Annotated in this window: 18 protein-coding genes; 2 read left to right on the top strand and 16 right to left on the bottom strand. The window is 42.7% G+C overall.

Translation table 11 applies throughout. The features are described 5' to 3' along the window. Positions 1-15: 15 nt before the first annotated feature. The 15 genes from NF418_RS01785 to NF418_RS01855 all read right to left on the bottom strand — a co-directional run bounded on the left by NF418_RS01785 (position 16) and on the right by NF418_RS01855 (position 15,875). Positions 16-1,092 carry a site-2 protease family protein gene (locus tag NF418_RS01785; RefSeq protein ID WP_171999763.1) on the bottom strand — a complete coding sequence of 359 codons (1,077 nt, stop codon included), beginning with the start codon at positions 1,090-1,092 and terminating at the stop codon, positions 16-18. Between the two features lie 80 nt (positions 1,093-1,172). Further along, positions 1,173-1,430 carry a DUF896 family protein gene (locus NF418_RS01790; RefSeq protein WP_024399391.1) on the bottom strand — a complete coding sequence of 86 codons (258 nt, stop codon included), beginning with the start codon at positions 1,428-1,430 and terminating at the stop codon, positions 1,173-1,175. Between the two features lie 9 nt (positions 1,431-1,439). Next, positions 1,440-3,476 carry a glycine--tRNA ligase subunit beta gene (gene glyS / locus NF418_RS01795; protein ID WP_256778194.1) on the bottom strand — a complete coding sequence of 679 codons (2,037 nt, stop codon included), beginning with the start codon at positions 3,474-3,476 and terminating at the stop codon, positions 1,440-1,442. Next, positions 3,476-4,393 carry a glycine--tRNA ligase subunit alpha gene (gene glyQ / locus NF418_RS01800; RefSeq protein ID WP_002939388.1) on the bottom strand — a complete coding sequence of 306 codons (918 nt, stop codon included), beginning with the start codon at positions 4,391-4,393 and terminating at the stop codon, positions 3,476-3,478. Before glyQ ends, glyS begins: the two co-directional genes overlap by 1 nt. Positions 4,394-4,585: 192 nt before the next feature. Further along, positions 4,586-5,347, bottom strand: a complete 762-nt coding sequence (locus tag NF418_RS01805; RefSeq protein WP_256778195.1) for an elongation factor Tu — start codon at positions 5,345-5,347, stop codon at positions 4,586-4,588. 280 nt (positions 5,348-5,627) lie between these two features. Beyond that, a complete protein-coding gene (locus NF418_RS01810; RefSeq protein ID WP_125070304.1) occupies positions 5,628-6,320 on the bottom strand; it encodes a methionine ABC transporter permease in 693 nt (230 codons plus the stop codon). Then, positions 6,321-7,385, bottom strand: coding sequence for a methionine ABC transporter ATP-binding protein (locus NF418_RS01815; RefSeq protein WP_044774048.1), 1,065 nt, complete (start codon positions 7,383-7,385; stop codon positions 6,321-6,323). Next, positions 7,378-8,745: a M20/M25/M40 family metallo-hydrolase gene (locus tag NF418_RS01820; protein ID WP_256778196.1), complete on the bottom strand. Its 1,368-nt coding sequence runs from the start codon at positions 8,743-8,745 to the stop codon at positions 7,378-7,380. Before NF418_RS01820 ends, NF418_RS01815 begins: the two co-directional genes overlap by 8 nt. A gap of 155 nt (positions 8,746-8,900) precedes the next feature. Continuing rightward, the gene (locus NF418_RS01825; protein WP_256778197.1) at positions 8,901-9,758 is read right to left on the bottom strand and encodes a MetQ/NlpA family ABC transporter substrate-binding protein; all 858 of its coding nucleotides are present in this window, start codon (positions 9,756-9,758) and stop codon (positions 8,901-8,903) included. Positions 9,759-9,916: 158 nt separating this feature from the next. Continuing rightward, positions 9,917-10,606 carry a gamma-glutamyl-gamma-aminobutyrate hydrolase family protein gene (locus NF418_RS01830; RefSeq protein ID WP_256778198.1) on the bottom strand — a complete coding sequence of 230 codons (690 nt, stop codon included), beginning with the start codon at positions 10,604-10,606 and terminating at the stop codon, positions 9,917-9,919. Between the two features lie 84 nt (positions 10,607-10,690). Further along, the gene (locus NF418_RS01835; protein WP_256778199.1) at positions 10,691-11,572 is read right to left on the bottom strand and encodes an ATP-binding cassette domain-containing protein; all 882 of its coding nucleotides are present in this window, start codon (positions 11,570-11,572) and stop codon (positions 10,691-10,693) included. Next, positions 11,565-12,425 carry an ABC transporter ATP-binding protein gene (locus NF418_RS01840; RefSeq protein ID WP_256778200.1) on the bottom strand — a complete coding sequence of 287 codons (861 nt, stop codon included), beginning with the start codon at positions 12,423-12,425 and terminating at the stop codon, positions 11,565-11,567. The genes NF418_RS01835 and NF418_RS01840 overlap by 8 nt, the downstream gene beginning before the upstream one ends. Next, positions 12,425-13,255 (bottom strand): ABC transporter permease, encoded by an 831-nt coding sequence (locus NF418_RS01845; RefSeq protein WP_373325940.1) that lies wholly within the window; start codon positions 13,253-13,255, stop codon positions 12,425-12,427. The genes NF418_RS01840 and NF418_RS01845 overlap by 1 nt, the downstream gene beginning before the upstream one ends. Next, positions 13,252-14,214 (bottom strand): ABC transporter permease, encoded by a 963-nt coding sequence (locus NF418_RS01850; protein ID WP_256778201.1) that lies wholly within the window; start codon positions 14,212-14,214, stop codon positions 13,252-13,254. The genes NF418_RS01845 and NF418_RS01850 overlap by 4 nt, the downstream gene beginning before the upstream one ends. An 89-nt stretch (positions 14,215-14,303) precedes the next feature. Further along, complete coding sequence (locus NF418_RS01855) at positions 14,304-15,875, bottom strand: ABC transporter substrate-binding protein (protein ID WP_256778202.1); 1,572 nt, start codon at positions 15,873-15,875, stop codon at positions 14,304-14,306. Between the two features lie 292 nt (positions 15,876-16,167). On the opposite strand from NF418_RS01855, the gene metE reads away from it, so the two are divergent. Beyond that, on the top strand, positions 16,168-18,417 hold the full coding sequence (metE, locus tag NF418_RS01860) for a 5-methyltetrahydropteroyltriglutamate--homocysteine S-methyltransferase (protein WP_256778203.1): 2,250 nt from the start codon (positions 16,168-16,170) through the stop codon (positions 18,415-18,417). A gap of 3 nt (positions 18,418-18,420) precedes the next feature. After that, positions 18,421-19,281 carry a methylenetetrahydrofolate reductase [NAD(P)H] gene (gene metF, locus NF418_RS01865; protein WP_256778204.1) on the top strand — a complete coding sequence of 287 codons (861 nt, stop codon included), beginning with the start codon at positions 18,421-18,423 and terminating at the stop codon, positions 19,279-19,281. Between the two features lie 323 nt (positions 19,282-19,604). On the opposite strand, the gene scrK is transcribed toward metF, so the two are convergent. Further along, positions 19,605-20,486, bottom strand: a complete 882-nt coding sequence (scrK, locus tag NF418_RS01870) for a fructokinase ScrK (RefSeq protein ID WP_105125166.1) — start codon at positions 20,484-20,486, stop codon at positions 19,605-19,607. Positions 20,487-20,573 lie beyond the last annotated feature (87 nt).

A 20,573-nucleotide genomic window follows, 5' to 3' on the forward strand; every position in this document is an offset into this window, starting at 1 on the left:
AGTCAGAATAATCTACTATGGCAATTGACTTTCTAACTCAACTTCTGCCAAGAGCTTGCTATAATAAATCTGCTCATCAACCAAGAGTGGACTGTTTGGCAACATTTTTTTCGCCAAAGCCAGAGATTTTTTCAAGGCTTTGCTGTCTTTAGTAATTCGCTGATGGTAGAGGGCTGCTATGACTTGGTAATTTCCCATAGGGTACTTGAGCAGAGCCTTGACCTGTTTGTCCTGACCCAACTCCCTAGCTTCATCTTCCAACCCCTGCAAGATATAGACTTCCAACAAAATAAACTTGCTTGCTTTGATGATGTAATCATTATCGGATGTGGCGATCAATTGTTCCAAGCGCTCTTGGGCTTGTCGATACTCTCCCTTAAAAATCATGACTTCAGTCCAGTTGAGGTAATGCGTTTGGGGCAAATGCCCTGGCAAGATTGGGAGATCCAAAACAAAGTCACTCAAGTTAGCTGCAGTTGAATCCACCATAACTTGAGCTGTTTGTCGAAGAGCTCGATAGGTCAGCAGACTATATTCTGGATGAGCACGCAACTCTTGTATCTTAGCACCATCCAAGAAACCAGAGGGGTTGGCATTGAGAATGAATAAAGATAGATTGAGAAGAATTTGCGATAGTGGTAGCCCCCACTTCCCCGTCAAAACTCCCATCAAAGCAAAAAGAAAGATTAGAACAAGATGAACAATCAGGCCACCTGCAAACATCAAAATTGCCCGAGGGTCATTCTCATCTTTTTTGACTCCGATATACTGAGCCGCTGCTCCTTGCACAATCACTGTTTTCTTCCATTTCCAGCCCTGGTCAGTCCTAACCAATATACGATTGCCCAAGCCAAGTGCCACCAAGTCAAAACCTGTCAGCCAACCAAAGAAGGCATGTCCCAATTCATGAAGAATGAGGGTCAGATAGAGTGTTCCCATAAACCAGGTATAACCTAGACCAACAATCAAAAAGATGCCCTCATCCGACTGAATAGGAAGCAGTTCCTCCATACCAATGAAACAATAACATGCTCCAACAAAACTTAATAGGATAGAAAGCCCAATCACAAACCAATTCCATACTTTCCTCATAGCAAACCTCCTTTTGAATAGTATATCAAAAAAAGACTAGAAAACCTAGTCTTTACTTGTTTTTTTTAGCAATCTTATTCTTAGGAATTTGGGTCGTCCAAGCTACGTCCGTGCAAGCCTTTTTCACGTTGGACTTGACGGAGTTTCTCAGGTGTCACATCATTGCCGTCTTCATCGACAACCTTGATACCTTCGATGTGGGCACGCACACTACGGCGGTAGCCCTCGATGTACTCCTCACGAAGAGCTGCTTGTTCCTGCAACTCAGCTTCTGTCAAACCTTCCGCCTTTTTCTTGCGGGCCAGTTCATTGATGCGATCAATTTTTGCTTGTTCCATGTCCGCCTCCTACTTGCTATTCAAGAGATTGAAGACCGCCACAGCACTTGCCTTATCCGCCAAGGTTTTCAGCACTGCCAAACGGTTGGCTTTGACCGCTGCGTCATCTGCCATAACCATGGTATTGTCGAAGAAGGCCGCGATGACTGGACTGAGAGCAAAGAGCTTGTCCAAGTTGCCCGCCATGTCTTCCGTCAACTCCAATCCTGCCACTGCAGCAGCAAGGGCTTTCTCCTGGTCATTTTCAAAGAGTACCTCGTCAATCGCAATCGCCTCCGTCTTTTCAGCCAAGTTGAAGACCCGTGACAAGTTTTCCACGGCTTCCTTGTAGTCAGCCTCTTTTGATTTTTGGAAAATAGCAGAGCTGGCTGCCAGTTGCAGTCTGACCACAAAGGTTGAGCTTGCAAGCACAGCCTCACGGATGTCTTTCGGAATGGCCTTATCCATCATCTTCTCAACGCGGGCACGGATAAAGTCCATCACAGCTGGCTGATTGTCATAAGTCAAGCTGGCAAAGTTCAAGCTGTACAACTCCGCAATCAACTGATCCAATGGAATTTCCCAACCAAATGCTTCCAAGATTCGCACGATACCCTGTGTTGCACGACGAAGAGCGTAAGGGTCGTTTGAGCCAGAAGGAATCAAGCCAACTGAGAAGAAGGATAGGAGGGTATCAAATTTATCAGCCAATGCCAAGACCGCACCAACCTTGCTCTCAGGCAATTCGCCTTCTGCAGAGTTTGGCAAGTAGTGCTCACGGATTGCTGCTGCCACCGCAGGTTTTTCCCCTGCAAGAAGGGCATACTTCTCCCCCATAATCCCTTGCAGTTCATCAAACTCGCCGACCATGCCTGTCAAGAGGTCAAACTTGTAGATGTCCGCTGCAAGTGCCACATCTGCTTTCTCATCCACAGACAAGCCAGCCAAGTCAGACAGTTTTTCTGCGATGACTTTGGTGCGTTCCATGTGCTCGTAAAGTGAGCCGATTTTCTCATGGAAGGTCACGACTTTGAGACGTTCTACCAAGTCGGCAATCTTGAGTTTTTGGTCTTCACGCCAGAAGAACTCGCCGTCTTCCAAACGTGCAACCAAGACTTTTTCATTCCCTTTGATGACATTGTCAAGGTACTGGTCATTCCCATTGCGGACGGAGATGAAGTTTGGCAAAAGCTTGCCAGACTTATCACGCACCACGAAGTAGCGCTGGTGGTTTTTCATGGAAGTTACCAAAACTTCCTCTGGCACTTCCAAATATTTAGTGTCAAAAGAACCCATGAAGGCAGTTGGGTACTCGACCAAGTTGAGAACTTCATTGAGTAGGTCTTCATCAATCTCAACTGTCACATTGTGTTTGTCCTCGATAGCCTTGATTTGCTCGACAATCATATTTTGACGCTCTGCGGGATCAGTGATAACAAACTGTGCACGCAAGTCTGCCTCGTAAGAATCTGCACTTGCAATCTCGGTTTCATTTCCAAGGAAACGATGACCACGGCTGATGCGAGCTGATGAAATGTCCAAGAAATCCATATCCAATGCTTCATCGTCCAAGAGAACGGTCAAGGTGTGGACAGGGCGGATGTAGGCAAATTTGTTGGACGCCCAGTTCATGCTGACAGGGAAGGTCATAGCCTTCAAGACCTCTGGAATGCCCGCCAAGACGGCCTTAGCTGGCTGACCCGCCTCATGCTTGGTCACATATACATACTCTTCGCCCTTGATTTCGCGGAACTCGATGTCAGCTGTCGTCAAGCCTTTGCCACGGACAAAGCCTTCTGCAGCTTTAGTGAAGTTTCCGTCTGCATCCAAGGCAATCTTCTTAGCAGGACCCTTGAAGTCTTCGGTCAAGTCAGTCTGCTGGTCCGCCAAACCACGCACACGAACAGCCAAGCGGCGTGGTGTTGAAAAGACATCAATACTATCAAAAGCCAAGCGATTGTCTGTCAAAAAAGTCGCCATGCGGTCACGCAACTGGTGCATGGATGGGGTTACGATGTAGGCAGGAATTTCTTCCAAGCCAAGTTCTACAAGTAAATTCTTTGTCATTATTCTGCGTCCTCCTTCAACAATTCTGCTCGTGTTGCTTCATCTAAAAGTGGGAAACCGAGTTTTTTCCGCTCTGCCACAAAGGTTTTGGCAACGACACGGGCAAGGTTACGGATACGGGCAATGTAGCCTGCACGCTCGGTTACAGACACAGCTCCACGGGCATCCAACAGGTTAAAGGTGTGAGAGCATTTGAGCACATAGTCAAAGGCTGGGTGGACCAAGCCTTCTTCCAAAGCCCGCTCGGCTTCTTTTTCAAACTTAGTGAAGTTTTCAAGGAGCATATCCTGGTCTGACACTTCAAAGGAATATTTTGAATGCTCATATTCTGGTTGGATGAAAATTTCCCCGTATTTAACGCCGTCCGCCCACTCGATGTCGTAAACGGAATCAACTTCTTGGATATAAGAAGCCAAACGTTCCAAACCATAAGTTACTTCGGCTGTGACTGGACCTGTCGCCAAGCCACCGACCTGTTGGAAATAGGTAAACTGCGTAATTTCCATACCGTCCAACCAAACTTCCCAGCCCAGACCAGCTGAACCTGTTGACGGATTTTCCCAGTTGTCCTCAACGAAACGAATATCGTGCTCCAAAGGATTGATTCCCAAACGCTCCAAAGACTCCAAGTAGAGTTCTTGGATATTAGAAGGCGACGGTTTCATAACCACTTGGAATTGGTGGTGCTGATAGAGACGGTTTGGATTTTCCCCGTAACGACCATCTGCTGGACGACGTGAAGGCTCAACATAAGCCGCATTCCAAGGCTCAGGACCGATGGCACGCAAGAAGGTGTAAGGGCTCATAGTCCCCGCACCCTTTTCCGTATCATAGGCCTGCATGAGCAAGCACCCCTGCTCATTCCAAAATTGTTGTAAGGTCAGGATAATTTCCTGGAATGTTAATTTTTTAGACATATATTTCCTCTTTCTATAAATAGTTGTGCGACGTTTCACTCCTTAAAACGATATTTTTTAAGGAGTGAAACTAGTACTTGGTCTAGGCAAGTCGCTACAGCGATTGCCGTTGGCTTCTTAAAGCGTCAGATTTTAGAAACCTTGACCAAGTGAAATGTAAGTTTTTTTGCCATAAGTTACTCCTGTTTCTTTTTAAATTTCTTTTTCTAATAATTCTTCCTGCACAAACCAGTTGAGTAGCGAAATGCTTTGGTCTGACTGCGCCCATTTATGATAGGTTTCAAAAAGTGCTTGGACCGAACCTACTTTCTCTACTAACTGGTCAATGGTGAGAAAACTTCGCCAGTACTCGTAAAAAATACTCGCGTAATCTCCTTCGTAAGTGGATTTTCCAAAAGCATCCAAGGAATGCCAGCCGTGTTTTTCTTGAAAGAGGTCAACCAAGAGCTGATTACAGAACCGCTCTTGAGCAAACTCTTCTTCTGTCAAAAAATACTGTCTGCTGATGTACTCGACCATGCCCTCTTCAAACCAGATGTTTGCATCATAGTCCGCAAAGTCATCCAGAAAAAGGTCTGACCAATGCGCCAGCTCATGACCGATAATTTGCAACAGATGATTTTCCGACAAACCTTTGTAGTGAGCACTCAATGTCTGCAAGTCTGGGCTGTTCTCGTAGCTATCTAGTTGATGCTGGTAAATCTTTTTCCAAACTGCTAAGTCTGGTGTCATGACCATGCGGATATCATTAGTGTAGGCTGGTACGGGACTTTGGCCAAGTAATTTTCTTGCGGCTTCTTCATTTGCCCAGATAAGGGCTTGGGGCAAATCACGAACTTGATATTCCTTCCTTAGAAAATGGATATAGTCATGCCATTTTACCTCGTATTTTGAGACAAATTGCTGATAGTTAAACAGCTGTTCTTGGCTATCCACTAGATAAAAATTCTTCATATCTTCTCTTTCATCTCTGGTAAAACAGAAAAAGAACCACATTCTCTTCCCCTGTCAACAGACATAGGGGCGTTGAGAACGCGGTTCCACCCTAATTTATTACTTCATTTGTATGATTCTAATTGAGTCGGATATGATCACGACTGGGAAAGCGCCAATTATTTCAAGACTGGCTTGGCTTTCACTCTCCCAAGCTCGCTAGACAGGTTTTTGAAACAACCTTCTTTCATGCTTAGTATTGTAGCAGAAAAAACAGTATTTGTCTAGAAAATCGTGGCAACTATCTATGACTAATCTTCCTGGTCAAGAAATCACCAATGAATTGAATGGCAAAGATGATAACCAAAATCAAAAGAGTTGCTAAAAAAGTCACATCATCATTGTAGCGCAAGTAGCCATAGGAGAGTGCAACCTGTCCCAAACCACCTGCTCCGATAGCTCCTGCCATGGCAGTGTAGCCAACCAATGAAACCAAAGCAAAAGTTGTCACACGAATCAAGTCTGGCAGCCCCTCACGCAGATAGACTAGGACTATATCCCAGAAGGTAGCACCGGAAGCCTGAGCTGCCTCAATGACACCACGGTCCAATTCTGACAAGACCACTTCAACCTGACGGGCAAAGAAGGGAAAGACTGACAGGGCTAGAGGCACCAAAGCCGCCTCTGTACCAATGGTTTTCCCAACAATAATTTTTGTCAAAGGAGCAATAGCTGCCAACAAGATAATAAAAGGAATGGCACGGAAGATAGAAGCTACCTTATCCAAAATCCAATAAACCGTCTTATTGGCAATAATCCCACGTGGACCCGTCAAGACCAAGAACAAACCAGACACCAAGCCCATAAATCCACCGAAAGCAAAGGAAACAAAGGTCATATAGAGGGTCAAATTAAAATGTGTTAACCAACCTGTCTGACCATCCCAGCCCAATTTATAAATATCTGGAAAATTCGTTTGAATCCATTCTAACATCTAGTTCGCTCCTTTCAAAATCGTCACTTCCACACGCGCCTCCGTCACTGCCTCAATCGCACGGTGCAACTGACCAGGTTCTCCTGATAAGATCACCACCATCTCACCGACTGGTGTATGGTCCAAAATTTCAATATTGCCATACAAAATATTGGCAGATACTTGATAGAATTTATACAAATCATTGACAATTGCAGTATCCGTGTTGGAACCAGCATACTTGAGTTGCACCAAAATACTGTTCTCAGGTAAATTCTGAACAATATCCTGCTGGTAAATTTTCACCAGGGCCTCATCAATTCCTGTTGCTGTTTTGATGAAATCCTGTGTCAATTCTTCCTTTGGATGAGAGAAGATTTCTAAAACTGAACCTTCTTCGATCAAGCGACCATCCTGCATAACCGCCACACGGTTACAAATATCTTTTACAATCTGCATCTCATGGGTAATCATAACAATGGTCAGGCCCAATTTTTCATTCAATTCCTGCAAGAGTGCCAAAATCTGCTTAGTTGTTTTCGGATCCAAGGCAGAAGTTGACTCATCAGAAATCAAGATTTTAGGGTCATTGGCCAAGGCACGGGCAATGGCAACACGTTGTTTTTGACCACCAGACAACTGAGCTGGATAGTTTTCAGCACGGTCAGAGAGCCCAACCAAGTCCAACAACTTAGCAACTTTTTCTTTCTTCTCTTCCTTGCTCAAACCCGAATGCTTAAGGGCAAAGGCGACGTTTTCTTCTGCCGTCATCTGCGCCATCAGATTGAAATGCTGGAAAATCATGCCAATCTCACGGCGTTTGCTCCGCAATTGAGCTGGGGTCAAAGTAACCTTGTTCCCCTCGTAAATTACATCCTCATCAATGGTAATCTTACCAGCAGACGGAACCTGCAACAAATTGATGACGCGGACAAGGGTAGATTTACCAGCTCCAGAATAACCTACGATACCGTAAATATCCCCTTGATTGATATGGATGGTCACATCCTTTACCGCTTCGATCGTACGTTTTTTCTGCTGGAAAGTTACATCAATATTATCTAGCTTAATCATTTCCTTACTCATAACTTGCTATTAACTCCTCTACTAATTCAACATGGCTATAGTAGTCAGCGATGCTGACATTTTCATCACCTGCATGGTCGCGACTGTTAGCATTACCCAGACCAAAGCCCGCAATCGGTACACCTAGAGCATGAAAAACTGTGTGCATAGGGCCTGTCCCAGGAGAAGTCGGCAAAACAGCAACTCCTTCTGGCGTCAATTTTTTAGCCAATTCAATCACATTGACAATGGCAGGATGGGACATATCACTTCGGTAGCTCATTTCCCCCAAAGTGAAGATAACCTCAACTTTGTCAAATCCATGCTTGTCCAAATGCTGGCGAATCTTGTCCAAAACATCGTGTGGCTCCAAACCAGGAACCAGACGGACCTCCATTTTTGCAGAAGCCTGAGCTGGAATAATGGTCTTGACACCTTGACCAAGATAGCCTGTTGACAAACCTTCAATAGTAATTGACGGCTCAAAATACAAACGCTTCAGAAATTCACGACGGTCTTCTACCAAGGTTGGTAGGGTCAAGCCATAAATGTCTTTCATAGACTGATTGGTCGCCAGTGCAAATTCCTCTACCAAGGCCAATTCACGCTCATTTGGCTCTTGTACCTGCTCGTAAATGCCCTCTACTAGAATTCGTCCATCTGCAGCCCGCATGGATTGAAGCGCTGATAATAAATACCAGCTTGCAGAATCAATGACACCACCAAAGGAAGAATGAATATCCAAGTCAGCTGATTTGACCTGAAGATCAAAGGTCACAATTCCCTTGTTTCCCCCAGCAATCTCTAGCTGATGCAGGCTATTGCGATGCCCTTGTTCCCAAACCAACAAGTCAGCTCCAAGCAAGTCTTCCTTGTATTTGGCAAGGTACTTATCCAAGTCAACAGAAGCTGACTCCTCTGCCCCTTCCATAATAAAGATTACATTGACTGGCAAATGACCGTTTTGTCTAGCCAGGTATTTTTTCAAGGCTGACAGACGAGCTGTGATATGCCCCTTATCATCATCTACCCCGCGACCATAGATATAGCCATCGGAAATGGTCAATTCAAAGGGGTTCCCCTTCTCCCAGACCTGATCGGCATCTGCTGGCACTGTATCGTAGTGGTTATAGAAAATCAAAGTTTTGGCATTTGGGACTGTCGCTGCAAACTTAGCCATGACAAAAGGTGCTGCATAACTGTCATCTAGAATAACCTCCGCCCCAGCTTCTTCAAACATCTCTTTCAAGTAAGTCGCCACATCCAAGAGACCAATCTGTTGAGCAAAAATAGATTTCTTTGAAATCAATACCTTCAACTTTTCAAAATAGTGCTGAATAATCGCATCATTTTCAAAGGCTTGAATTTTACTATCTGCCATACTTCTTCCTCATACTCAATGAAAATCAATCAAATCTGCTAACCAAAATCAAAAATTTTCTCGTATTTCTGACTCTGGTTAAGAGATTTTTCTTACCTCTATAAAAACAGATAGAGGGCTGAACAATTTTGTCCAGTCCTCGACCTATTTGCATTTTACCAAACTGGCTCATCCATACCGTCAGATGTTGTTTCAATAACTTCACGAACTTCATCTGTGTGGTAAGCAGCAACAATTTTCTTAATCGCTCCAGCTTGCTCTGATTTTTCCCAATCACTACGAGCTGCAATCAAGTTATACCATTGTTTTGAATTTTCATCTTTTTGCTCTTTGTAAAGGGCATTTTTGTAATCCAAACCAGCTTCCAATACGAAGGTGTTGTTTACAACCGCTGCATCAACTGAGCTAAGTGAGCTTGCTGTTTGGCTTGCATCCAACTCAGTAATTTTCAAGTTTTTCTTGTTTTCAGTAATATCAGCAATCGTTGCCAATTCTGTACCAGATACACCAACCTTGATCAAACCAGCTGCTTGAAGAAGGTAAAGGGCACGGCTTTCGTTTGTTGGGTCATTTGGAACCGCAATTTCGGCACCATCTGGAATTTCTTCCACTTTCGTGTACTTGTTTTTTCCATCAGCTGTACCTGAGTAAAGACGGATTGGTGCGATATAAGTATCTGCAATAGCAACCAAGTCTTCACCATTTTCTTCATTCCAGTTATTCAAGAAGTTATAGTGCTGGAAGGCGTTGATGTCTACTTCGTTTTCAGCTACTGCCTTGTTCGGCTGTGAGTAATCTGTAAATTGAGTGAACTCCAATTTCACTTCATCACCAAGAATTTCTTGAACTTTATCCCAACGGGCTTGCTCAGAATCGCTCAAGCTCATCACACCTACACGAACAGTTGTTGCTGAAGAATCAGATGAAGAACTAGAAGACGAGCTACCACATGCAGCAAGTACACCTACTGACAAGGCTGCTGCTGCTAAACTAAACAATTTTTTTAATTTCATAAATGTATCTCCTTAATTTTTGAACTGAATCTATCTTAACACAGAAAATACTATCTGGCTAATTGGCTTTTTTTATAAACCGTTATAACTATTTTTTATAACAAATACCCTTGCAATTATAAGCATCGATAATAAAAAGAGGGAAGTCATTTCCCTCGTTAAAACACATCCACCAAATACTGAAACAAGTCTCTATGCTGCTTGCAGTCATTGTAGAGAAATTCTGGGTGCCATTGAATACCAAACAAGGCTTGTTTCCCCTTGCTTTCGTAGGCCTCAATGGTTCCATCTCGTGGATCTAGTCCAGTTGCCACCAAACCTGGGGCCAAATCTTTAATTCGCTGATGATGGAAAGAATTAATGGAGCTACCTTGAGAGAACAACTGACTGACACGACTCTTTGGTTTAACCTGTAAACGATGTGAAGTTCCCGCGATACCCTCTTGCCAATGATCAGCCACTTCCTGCTCTAAACTACCACCTAGAGCAACATTGAGCAACTGCATACCACGGCAAACGGCAAAAATAGGTTTTCCTTGCCGAAGGGCCTCTTCAATCAAAGCTAACTCAAATGCATCACGTTCCAAGAGGTAATCATCACTATCAATCAAGCGTTTTTGACCGTAGAGACTTGGATCCACATGCTGACCACCTGACAAAATCAACTTGTCAATCATATCGATATAGTCTTTAGCTAGATCAGGAGTTCCCATAGGAATAACCATTGGCACACCACCAGCCTGACGGACACTATCTGCCAATTCACGCGCTACCGTTACATATATGCGACCAGATTTAGTTGGAAATTCTTGCTCATTTCCTGAAATACCAATAATCACCTTTCCCATAAGAAACTCCTTTCTGTGATTTTATATATTGTAACATGTCTAACTAAGCCAGTCTAATATAGAACTTTTATGGGCTGATAAAAATTATTTATCAGTTGCCTTTAGTACAAAATGCTCCTTATCCACCTGAGTCCATACACCATCTGTTACAAAATCCTTTATATGCCCAGTTTGAGATAGCTCTTGCAACTGAGCACGTGCCTCCTGTGGATCAAGGCTCAGATTGGATTGCAAGAGGTAACGAGTATAGGGATGTTGGGGATTTTGGAAAATATCCTGTGCTGGTCCAATTTCAACCAAGCTTCCCTTGTACATGACCGCAATGCGATCTGCAAATTGGCGTACCAAGTTTAAATCATGAGAAATAAAGAGATAGGTCAGTCCTAAATCCTCTTGTAGCTGATTCAACAAATCCAGTATGGTCGCCTGTATCGACACATCAAGTGCCGAAGTTAGTTCATCACAGACGATAAATTCTGGATGTGAAACAACTGCACGAGCGATGCCAATTCGCTGGCGTTGACCACCACTAAAAGATTTTGGGCGTTTATGTACGGCATCCCCTTCTATACCCACCCGTTTCAATATAGCCAAGGCCCTCTCTTCCGCCTCTTTCTTTGGGAGTGAATAAAGCGGCTCTTTGACTAACTCCAAGGCTGATAAATAGGGATTGAGTGAAGAATAGGGATCCTGGTAAATAACCTGCAGGGCCTGATTATTTAATTCTTCTAGCGTCAAACCCGGAAAATCAACTCGTCCTTGACTAGCACTTTCCAACCCTAAGACAATTTTCGAAAGTGTTGACTTGCCACTGCCTGATTCACCAACCAGACCAAGTGTCTCACCTTTATAAATAGACACATTTACACCGGTCAAAGCATCGACACGTTGCTCTTGCCCAAACCAATTCTTCTTAGAGTAAGTTTTGCTCACATCCGAAACCTGTACTAGAACTTCCTTATCCATTCTTCTCCTCCTTTCTAACCCAATGTCCTGGACTAACTTGAATCAACTGACTATCTTCGGAGTCGGCTAAAACCGCCCCAAGACTGGCTTCCAAACGAGCCGCTCTTAATAGTGACTGGGTATATGCGTGTAAGGGTTGTGAAAAGATAGAATCAACCGTTCCGTGTTCCACAACCAATCCATTCCTCATGACATAAACCAAGTCGCAGATTCCAGCAATAACACTGAAATCATGACTCACTATCACAACTGTCAACCCCAACTGTTCCTGTAATTCTTTGAGCAAGGCCAAGATTTGAGCCTGAATGGTTACATCTAATGCTGTTGTTGGCTCGTCTGCGATTAACAAATCCGGCTTGGTCAACAAGGCCATGGCAATCATGATCCTTTGACGCATACCTCCTGAAAATTCAAAAGGAAACTGCTTGAGACGTAATTCTGGATTAGGAATTCCCACCTTTTCCAACATTTCATGGATAGTTCTGTCCCGTTCTTCCTTGGTTAACTTAGGTTGAAAACGTCTTAAAACTTCCTGCAAATGAAAACCTACTGTCCGCAAGGGATTAAGGGAGGTCATTGGATCTTGAAAAATCATCGATAAGGAAAGTAGCTTTGGATTTACGACTTGCTGACCATTCATCTCAAATCGATCATAGCTTGCTTCCAAACCTTTTGGTAAAATGCCCATCAGAGACTTCATCGACAAGCTCTTACCTGAACCAGACTCTCCAACAATACCTACAATTTTTCCTTTGGGAATAGACAGGTCAATCCCCTTCACCAGTATCGATTGTCCATTTCTCTTTTGATTGACAATGGTGAGGTTACGTATTTCGACTAGCTGCTTTGACATTAGTAGACCTCTCTTTCAAGGCAATCCCGTATCAGATCACCGATATTGTTAAATGAATAAATGGTCAAGAGGATAAAAAGTCCAGGCAATATTGCCATATGAGGAGCACTCTGCAAGGTAGACTGGGCATTTTGCAAGAGACTTCCCCAGGATGCTAGAGGTTGTTGAATCCCCATTCCTAAGAAGCTGAGGGCTGATTCCGTCATAATAGCTGATGAAATACTAGTTGAAGCGGTCACAATCAAAGTCGGAAGGATTGCTGGAAAGATATGCCGCCAGACAATCACTGGTTTCTTTAAACCAATAAAGGCAGCATACCCAACATAATCCGCCACTTTAGCTTTCAATGTTTCAGCACGCAACATCCGAGCAATACTCATCCAAGAAAATCCACCTATTACAATGATAATCGTAGTCAATCCTGGTTTCAGAAAGACGCTGAGGACGATAACTAAAACCAACCAAGGTATGGATGATAGCACATCGACAAACCGCATAATAGCATTATCCCATTTTCCTCCAAGATAGCCTGATGTAATACCGACAAGACTACCGATTGTCACTGATGCAGTCATTGCCAATAAACCAACCAAGAGTGAAATGCGACCACCATAAATCACTCGAATGAAGTAATCACGGCCCACCTGATCTGTACCAAACCAATGCGCTGCACTAGGACCCTGGTTCATCTGACTTACGTTGGTCACATTTGGATCTATCGGGATCAGTGGTGCAATCAAGGATAAAAATAGTAGAAAAAGAATGAACAAAATCGAGAATAAATAGAGGGGCGAACTCTTTACAGTCTCCTTAAATTGCTTCAAAATCATTGACCTTCTCCTCCTTTCCAAATACGCGGATCCACCACAGCATAGAGAATATCTGATAAGAGATTCCCTAGAATAACTAAGGTAGCTGACAAGAGCATGACTGCCATAATCACTGGATAGTCCAAACTCTTAGTAGCTGCTGTCAAATAAGGACCAACTCCCGGCCATGCAAAAATGGTTTCTGTAATGATAGCACCTGTTACCAGCATCGGCAAGGCCATCCCTATTTGAGTCACAATAGGAATCAAAACATTGCGGGCCACATGTTTCCCAAATATCTCAAATCGGCTGGCTTTGAAAGCCTCTTGAACGGTTACATAATCTTTTTCAACCTCTACAATTGCTGAGGCTCGGATAAACCGAATCAACTCTGGTAGGAATGCCATAGTCAAGGTCACATAGGGTAAGGTAAAATGTGCCAGAAAATCAAGAAGGTTTCCTTCTTTTCCCAAGGTATACATCCCAATAAATGGAAAGACCTGCCATTTATATCCAAAAAAGTAAATTAAAATCATGGCAAACCAGAAGGTCGGGACTGCAATTCCTACAGAAGCAAAGGCATCAATGAACTTATCCACCCATTTACCCCTTTGGGATGCCGCAAGTAAACTCAGAATAATCGCTAGGATTAGGGCCGTCACATATGCAGGCAAGACCAATGAAATGGTGTTGGGAATTTTTTCAGCCAAATCAACTCCAATCGAGTGTTGAGTCATTAGTGAAAAACCTAAATCTCCTGTCAGTAATCCCTTCAGCCAGACAGCGTATTGAACAAGGAACGGTTGATCCAAACCATATTTTACCTTTAATAAATCAATTTGTTCTTGACTCATATTTGGCGTTGTCATCGAATCAATGACATCAAACGGTGCCAATTGAATCAAAGAAAAGACAATAAAAGAAATCAGCAGCAAGAGGGGAATTGCCTGCAAGATTCTTTTTACAATATATCGAAACATATATCCTCCAAAAACACGAAAAAGAGGGGAGGAGTTTCCATTTTTTGCCACTCCCTCTCCTCTTTGCTGGTCATACCAGCATGCAAAGACTATTCAATTGTTAACTTCGACGGATCTTCAAATGTATAAATTGGAATCAAACCAGCTTCTTCAACATTTTTCACACGATTGTTCACCGCCAACACTTTCTTGTTATCAACGATTGGGTAGATAGCAGCTTGGTCAGCCAGTGTCGCTTGCAAATCATCATAGATTTGTTCACGTTTCGTTTGGTCCAATTCAACAGCTCCTTGTTCAAAGAGGCTGTCAACTTCGTTAGAAGACAATTTGAAGTAGTTTGAAGCTCCACCTGTTTTAAATAGGCGAGCATATTGATCTGGGTCATTTCCCATGATATAGCCACCCAAGAAGAGGTCATAAGCTGTTGAACCTTCTTTTTTCAACTCTGTAAAGAGAGCTGTAGAGTCGCCACCAGCCAACTCAACCGTCACACCAATAGCTGACAATTGTTGTTGAATTAAGGTAGCCTGTAAGGTTTGAGCTGCATCAGAACCTGTATAACCAAGATTTAAAGTCAAATTGCTAACACCTGCTTCAGATAAAAGTTGTTTTGCTTTTTCCAGATTCTGCTCATATTTTTCAACATCTTCGGTCACATATGGATTAGCAACTGGCAAGAATGAATATGGATTTTCATAGTATTTTTTATCCAAGTAAGCAGCTTGGTTAAACTCTTCTTTATTTAAGGCAAATAGCAAGGCTTGACGAACTTTCACATCCTTCAATTCTTCAGTCGAAGTATTGAGACCAAGGTAACCGACACGATTCTCACTATAGGCATAGGTTGTGATAGTATCCGTACTCAAATCTTGAATATCAGAAGGAAGGACAAATGCCGCGTCCACTTCACCAGTTTGTAAGGCTACTTTAGTCGTATCAGCACTTTCAATAATACGTAAGACAAGGTTATCAATTTCAGCTTCTCCCTTGTAGTAGTACTCATTAACAGCAAGTTTGATATATTCACCATGCTTGTATTCTACAAACTTGTACGGACCAGTTCCGACTGGTGTCGCTGTCAATTGGCTTGCTGAGAAGTCTGCCTCATCCTTGAAAATATGTTGTGGAATAATGTAAGTTTCCGTAACAATATTGTCCAAGGCTGGTGCAGAAACAGCTGGAAGAACGAATTTAACCGTGTAATCATCCAACTTTTCAAGTTTAACTGGTTGATCATTTATATAAAGACCATCTGAACCACCATTTTCCTTTTTAATTTTTTGTTCATAAGTAAAGATGACATCATCAGCATTAAAACTTTCCCCATCAGACCACTTGACATCTTGACGGAGTTTAACGGTGATACTTAGACCATCTTCGGCAACTTCATAAGAATCTGCCAATTCATTTACATAAGTACCATCTGCCTCAACACGAATAAGTGGAGAGTATATAAAATTTGTTAAAGTCAAGCCCCAACGGTCACTAGTGTTGATTGGGTTTGTCGAACTAGGATCTCCATTGATTGCATAAGTAAAAGTTTCCGTATCGGCAGTTGAGTTTGAACCTGATGTTGCAGTTGATGAACCGCTACTAGCACATGCTGCCAATGTTAGTACCGCTACTGTAGATAATAAGCCTGTTAGCCACTTCTTCTTCATAACACTTCCTCCAATTTCAAAAAGTAGTACTAGTCTATCAAGAATTTGCAACTTTGCTCAATATATAAAATTTATGAAGTCATTGAAAAAAACTATAGCAAAACAATCCACTCTAATCCCCAACGATTTGAAGTGAAAATGAAAGACATTTTATAGTAGACATTTCAAACATATGATAAAGACTAATATTGTTATAACCAAAAACTATAACAACTTCTAATTTTTTACAATTATACAAGAGGTATTTTTTCTGTTAGGATATGAGCATAGAAATATTTTTGGAGGAAATCCCATGACAACAACGATTATCGGCTTCCCACGTATCGGCGAAAACCGCGAATTAAAATTTATCACTGAAAAATACTTTAGAAATGAAATTCCACAGGAAGAACTTTTGACGGCAGCTAAAGACTTGCGTGCCAAGCACTGGACTATTGTTAAAGAAGCTGGCATTACTGAAATCCCAAGCAACGACTTCTCACACTATGACAATGTTTTAGATGCAGCTGTTCTCTTCAACATCGTACCAAAAGCAGTTCAGGAGCTTGAATTGACAGACCTTGAAAAATACTTTGCCCTTGCGCGTGGCTATCAAGGAGACAAGGGGGACGTTCGTGCTAGACCAATGAAAAAATGGTTCAACACCAACTACCACTATATCGTTCCTGCCATCGAAAAAGACACTGAGATTAAACTAGCAGGTCATAAGATTTTCGATGAATTCCAAGAAGCAAAAGACTTGGGCATCATTACTCGCCCAGTTTTGATTGGTCCCTTCACACTCTTACAATTAACTGATTTTGAAGAAGGTTTAACTGCTACGGATTTCGCTGACAGCTTAGTTGCAGCCTACGGACAAGTCTTTGAAAAATTGGCAGAGCTCGGTGCTGAAAAAATCCAGCTAGATGAGCCTAGCTTAGTCAAGGATTTGACTGCAGAAGAAAAATCCCTTTTCCTAAACATCTACCAAACACTCTTGGCAGATAAGAAAGGCTTGCAAGTCCTTATCCAAACCTACTTCGGCGATATTCGTGATATTTACACAGAATTAACCAGCCTCCCAGTTGATGCCATCGGTCTTGACTTTGTAGAAGGTAAGGAAACTGCTGCACTTGTTGCAACAGGCTTCCCGGCTGATAAGACCCTCTACGCTGGTATTGTCAACGGTAAGAACATCTGGCGCAACAACTATGAAAAGAGCCTGGCTGTACTTGAGGCCATCCCAGCTGAAAATGTCGTTTTAACTACTTCTTGCTCTCTACTTCATGTACCATTTACAACAGCTAATGAGGACTTTGAACCAGCTATCCTCAACCATTTCGCCTTTGCTGTTGAAAAATTGAGCGAATTGCGTGATTTGGATGCCATCCGTAACGGTCAAGGCGAAGTTGCTCTCACTGCTAACAAGGAACTCTTTGCCCTTGAGCGTGTTGGTCGTGATGCAGCACTTGCAGACCGCTTGGCAGGTTTGACAGATGCAGACTACACTCGCCTTCCAGTCTTTGCGGAACGTGAAGTCATTCAACGCGAAAAATTGAACCTACCACTTCTTCCAACAACTACTATCGGCTCCTTCCCTCAAACCAAGGAAGTTCGTAGCACACGCCTAGCCTTCCGCAAAGGAAACATCTCAGAAGAAGAATACGATACCTTTGTCAAAGCACAGACAGACGAATGGATAGCGTGGCAGGAAGAAGTTGATTTCGATGTGCTTGTACACGGTGAGTTCGAGCGTAACGACATGGTAGAATACTTCGGTGAAAACCTGTCTGGCTACCTCTTCAGTAAAAACGGTTGGGTACAATCCTACGGTATGCGTGGGGTTAAACCACCGATCATCTGGGGCGATGTGACACGCTTGAACCCAATTACGGTTAAATGGTCAAGCTACGCACAAAGCCGTACCAACAAACCAGTCAAAGGAATGTTGACAGGTCCTGTAACCATCCTCAACTGGTCATTCCCACGTGAAGATATCTCTATCAAAGAATCAACCCTTCAAATTGCCCTTGCTATCAAGGAAGAAGTTCTCGACCTTGAAGCAGCTGGAATTAAAATTATCCAAATCGACGAAGCTGCTCTTCGTGAAAAATTGCCACTCCGCCGTAGCGACTGGTATAGCGAGTATCTTGACTGGGCAATTCCTGCCTTCCGTTTGGTTCACTCAACTGTTGCACCAGACACACAAATTCATACTCACATGTGCTATAGCGAATTTACAGACATCATTCCTGCCATCGACAACATGGATGCGGACGTTATCTCCTTTGAAGCTAGCCGTTCAAATCTAGTCATCCTCGATGAACTCAAGGCTAAGAACTTCCAAACTCAGGTAGGTCCTGGTGTCTATGATATCCACTCTCCACGTGTACCTGCAGTTGATGAAATTGCACACACTATCCAAGCCATCCTTGCAAAAGTACCGAAAGAAAAAGTTTGGATTAACCCAGACTGCGGTCTTAAAACGCGTGGCGAATCAGAAACAAAAGCTAGCCTTATCCACTTGACCCAAGCAGCTAAGGCAGCCAGAAAGGAACTCTAATTTATGATTGGTCAAACCCCAAGTCTATCATTTGAAATTTTCCCTCCAAAACCAGAAGTAGGCAATGAAAAGATACTCCAAGCCCTCAATGAGATGCAAGGTTTGGCCCCTCATTTTATCAGCGTTACCTGTAGTAATAACAACTTAAATGTTGAAGAAACGACCGTCAAGTTGGCTAACCATGTCCGCAACGAGTTAGATATTCCAACTATTGCTCATCTACCCGCTGCCTATCTAACCAAAGAAAAGGTCAAATCTGTCCTTCGCTCACTTGATGAGGTCGGTGTCCATCAGATTTTAGCCCTGCGTGGAGATATTATTGACGGACTTCCGCCCAAAGAGGACTTCCAATATGCAACGGATCTCGTTTCCTTTATCAAAGAAGAGGCTCCACATTTTGACATCATTGGAGCTTGTTATCCAGAAGGTCACCCTGAGTCCCAAAACTCTGTATCAGACATCAAAAATTTGAAAAAGAAGGTTGATGCTGGTTGCTCAACTTTGGTGACACAACTCTTCTTCGATAACGAAGCCTTCTATGACTTTCAAGAGAAATGCTCTCTAGCGGACATCGAAGTGCCGATTATAGCAGGTATTATGCCTATCATCAACAGGAATCAGGCACTTCGTCTCTTGAAAACCTGCGAGAACATTCGCTTACCACGTAAATTTAAAGTTATCTTGGAAAAATATGAGCACAATCCTGAGTCACTTCGTGCAGCTGGCTTAGCTTACGCAGTTGATCAGATTGTCGACTTAGTGACCAACGATGTAGCTGGTGTCCACCTGTACACAATGAACAACGCGGAAACTGCCCGTTATGTCCACAAGGCTACACACTCTCTATTTAAACACTATAATTAATAAACTCCTTCCCCTTGAGCCAAGCTCAAGGTTTTTTGAATATAAAAATAGAGCCTAGGTATATAAATCCAAGCTCTATTCTATAGCTTTATTCTTTTGAATTAGTATTGATACATCGGCACTTTCGACGTGCTATACTCTGCGAAGGTAACTTGCTTTACAAGTTATATCTCCAACCTAACACAAAAACTAGGTTCTTCTAGCAAGCTGCACATCCCTTCCTTGCCTGAAGGTTCTTCAGTAACTATATTTATAGTTGCTGAGCCTATTTTTATGACATTCTAATATAGGGACATCTTTTTTGAAATAAAATAGCAACCAGCTTATTTTTCAGATACTTGTTTTGCCAAGGCAAAGTTTCCAAGGGTCGCTGAACCATTTTCTGCAACTGCTGGAGTTACAATGTACTCTTTGACATCTGGTGTTGGAAGGTAATCATTCATCAAACCAACAAATTTCTCACGCACACGGTTGAGCATATGTTCTTGGGCCATAACCCCACCACCAAATACAATGACTTGTGGACGATATAGCAGAGTTGCTTGAACAGCTGCTTGAGCAATGTAGTAGGCTTGAACATCCCAGACATCTGAGTTGAGTTCAATCAACTCACCACGGATACCAGTACGGCCTTCAAGTGAAGGACCTGCCGCCAAGCCTTCCAAACAGCCATTGTGGAAAGGACAAGTTCCGTTAAACTCATGCTTGACATCATAAGGATGCAAGGCTACGTAAGTATGACCAGCCTCAGTATGCCCAAGTCCTCCAATAAATTCTCCATTTTGGATAGCACCAGCACCAATACCAGTACCAATAGTATAATAAACTAAGCTCTTCACACCCTTGCGAACCAAAGTTTCACCATAGGCAGATGAGTTCACATCTGTCGTAAAGTAGAATGGAATGTTAAATTCTTTAGCAATCAAACCAAGCAAATCAATGTTTGACCAGTGTGGTTTTGGAGTTGAAGTAATATAGCCATAGGTCTGTGAATTTTGATCAATGTCAATCGGACCAAATGAACCAATGGCAATACCAGCCAAACGGTCTTCATAACGTTTGAAGAATTCTACTGTACGCTCAATAGTTTCATAAGGTGTTGTGGTTGGAAATTGTGTTTTTTCAATTACTTGGAAATTCTCATCACCAACAGCACAAACAAATTTAGTACCACCAGCCTCCAAGCTTCCGTAAAGTTTTGTCATGTGAATGTCTCCTATTTTTTATTTGTTCTATTATATCATAGATAATAACAGAAGAAAAAGGCTTACCGCCTTTTTCCTTTAAATTTT

The sequence above is a fragment of the Streptococcus suis genome (assembly GCF_024509555.1).
Classification (GTDB): Bacteria; Bacillota; Bacilli; order Lactobacillales; family Streptococcaceae; genus Streptococcus; species Streptococcus suis_AD.

Excerpts from the sequence above, each read along its gene's own strand:
- NF418_RS01785 (WP_171999763.1), bottom strand. The coding sequence starts at position 1,092 with ATGAGGAAAGTATGGAATTGGTTTGTGATTGGGCTTTCTATCCTATTA.
- NF418_RS01790 (WP_024399391.1), bottom strand. The coding sequence starts at position 1,430 with ATGGAACAAGCAAAAATTGATCGCATCAATGAACTGGCCCGCAAGAAA.
- glyS (WP_256778194.1), bottom strand. The coding sequence starts at position 3,476 with ATGACAAAGAATTTACTTGTAGAACTTGGCTTGGAAGAAATTCCTGCC.
- glyQ (WP_002939388.1), bottom strand. The coding sequence starts at position 4,393 with ATGTCTAAAAAATTAACATTCCAGGAAATTATCCTGACCTTACAACAA.
- NF418_RS01805 (WP_256778195.1), bottom strand. The coding sequence starts at position 5,347 with ATGAAGAATTTTTATCTAGTGGATAGCCAAGAACAGCTGTTTAACTAT.
- NF418_RS01810 (WP_125070304.1), bottom strand. The coding sequence starts at position 6,320 with ATGTTAGAATGGATTCAAACGAATTTTCCAGATATTTATAAATTGGGC.
- NF418_RS01815 (WP_044774048.1), bottom strand. The coding sequence starts at position 7,385 with ATGAGTAAGGAAATGATTAAGCTAGATAATATTGATGTAACTTTCCAG.
- NF418_RS01820 (WP_256778196.1), bottom strand. The coding sequence starts at position 8,745 with ATGGCAGATAGTAAAATTCAAGCCTTTGAAAATGATGCGATTATTCAG.
- NF418_RS01825 (WP_256778197.1), bottom strand. The coding sequence starts at position 9,758 with ATGAAATTAAAAAAATTGTTTAGTTTAGCAGCAGCAGCCTTGTCAGTA.
- NF418_RS01830 (WP_256778198.1), bottom strand. The coding sequence starts at position 10,606 with ATGGGAAAGGTGATTATTGGTATTTCAGGAAATGAGCAAGAATTTCCA.
- NF418_RS01835 (WP_256778199.1), bottom strand. The coding sequence starts at position 11,572 with ATGGATAAGGAAGTTCTAGTACAGGTTTCGGATGTGAGCAAAACTTAC.
- NF418_RS01840 (WP_256778200.1), bottom strand. The coding sequence starts at position 12,425 with ATGTCAAAGCAGCTAGTCGAAATACGTAACCTCACCATTGTCAATCAA.
- NF418_RS01845 (WP_373325940.1), bottom strand. The coding sequence starts at position 13,255 with ATGATTTTGAAGCAATTTAAGGAGACTGTAAAGAGTTCGCCCCTCTAT.
- NF418_RS01850 (WP_256778201.1), bottom strand. The coding sequence starts at position 14,214 with ATGTTTCGATATATTGTAAAAAGAATCTTGCAGGCAATTCCCCTCTTG.
- NF418_RS01855 (WP_256778202.1), bottom strand. The coding sequence starts at position 15,875 with ATGAAGAAGAAGTGGCTAACAGGCTTATTATCTACAGTAGCGGTACTA.
- metE (WP_256778203.1), top strand. The coding sequence starts at position 16,168 with ATGACAACAACGATTATCGGCTTCCCACGTATCGGCGAAAACCGCGAA.
- metF (WP_256778204.1), top strand. The coding sequence starts at position 18,421 with ATGATTGGTCAAACCCCAAGTCTATCATTTGAAATTTTCCCTCCAAAA.
- scrK (WP_105125166.1), bottom strand. The coding sequence starts at position 20,486 with ATGACAAAACTTTACGGAAGCTTGGAGGCTGGTGGTACTAAATTTGTT.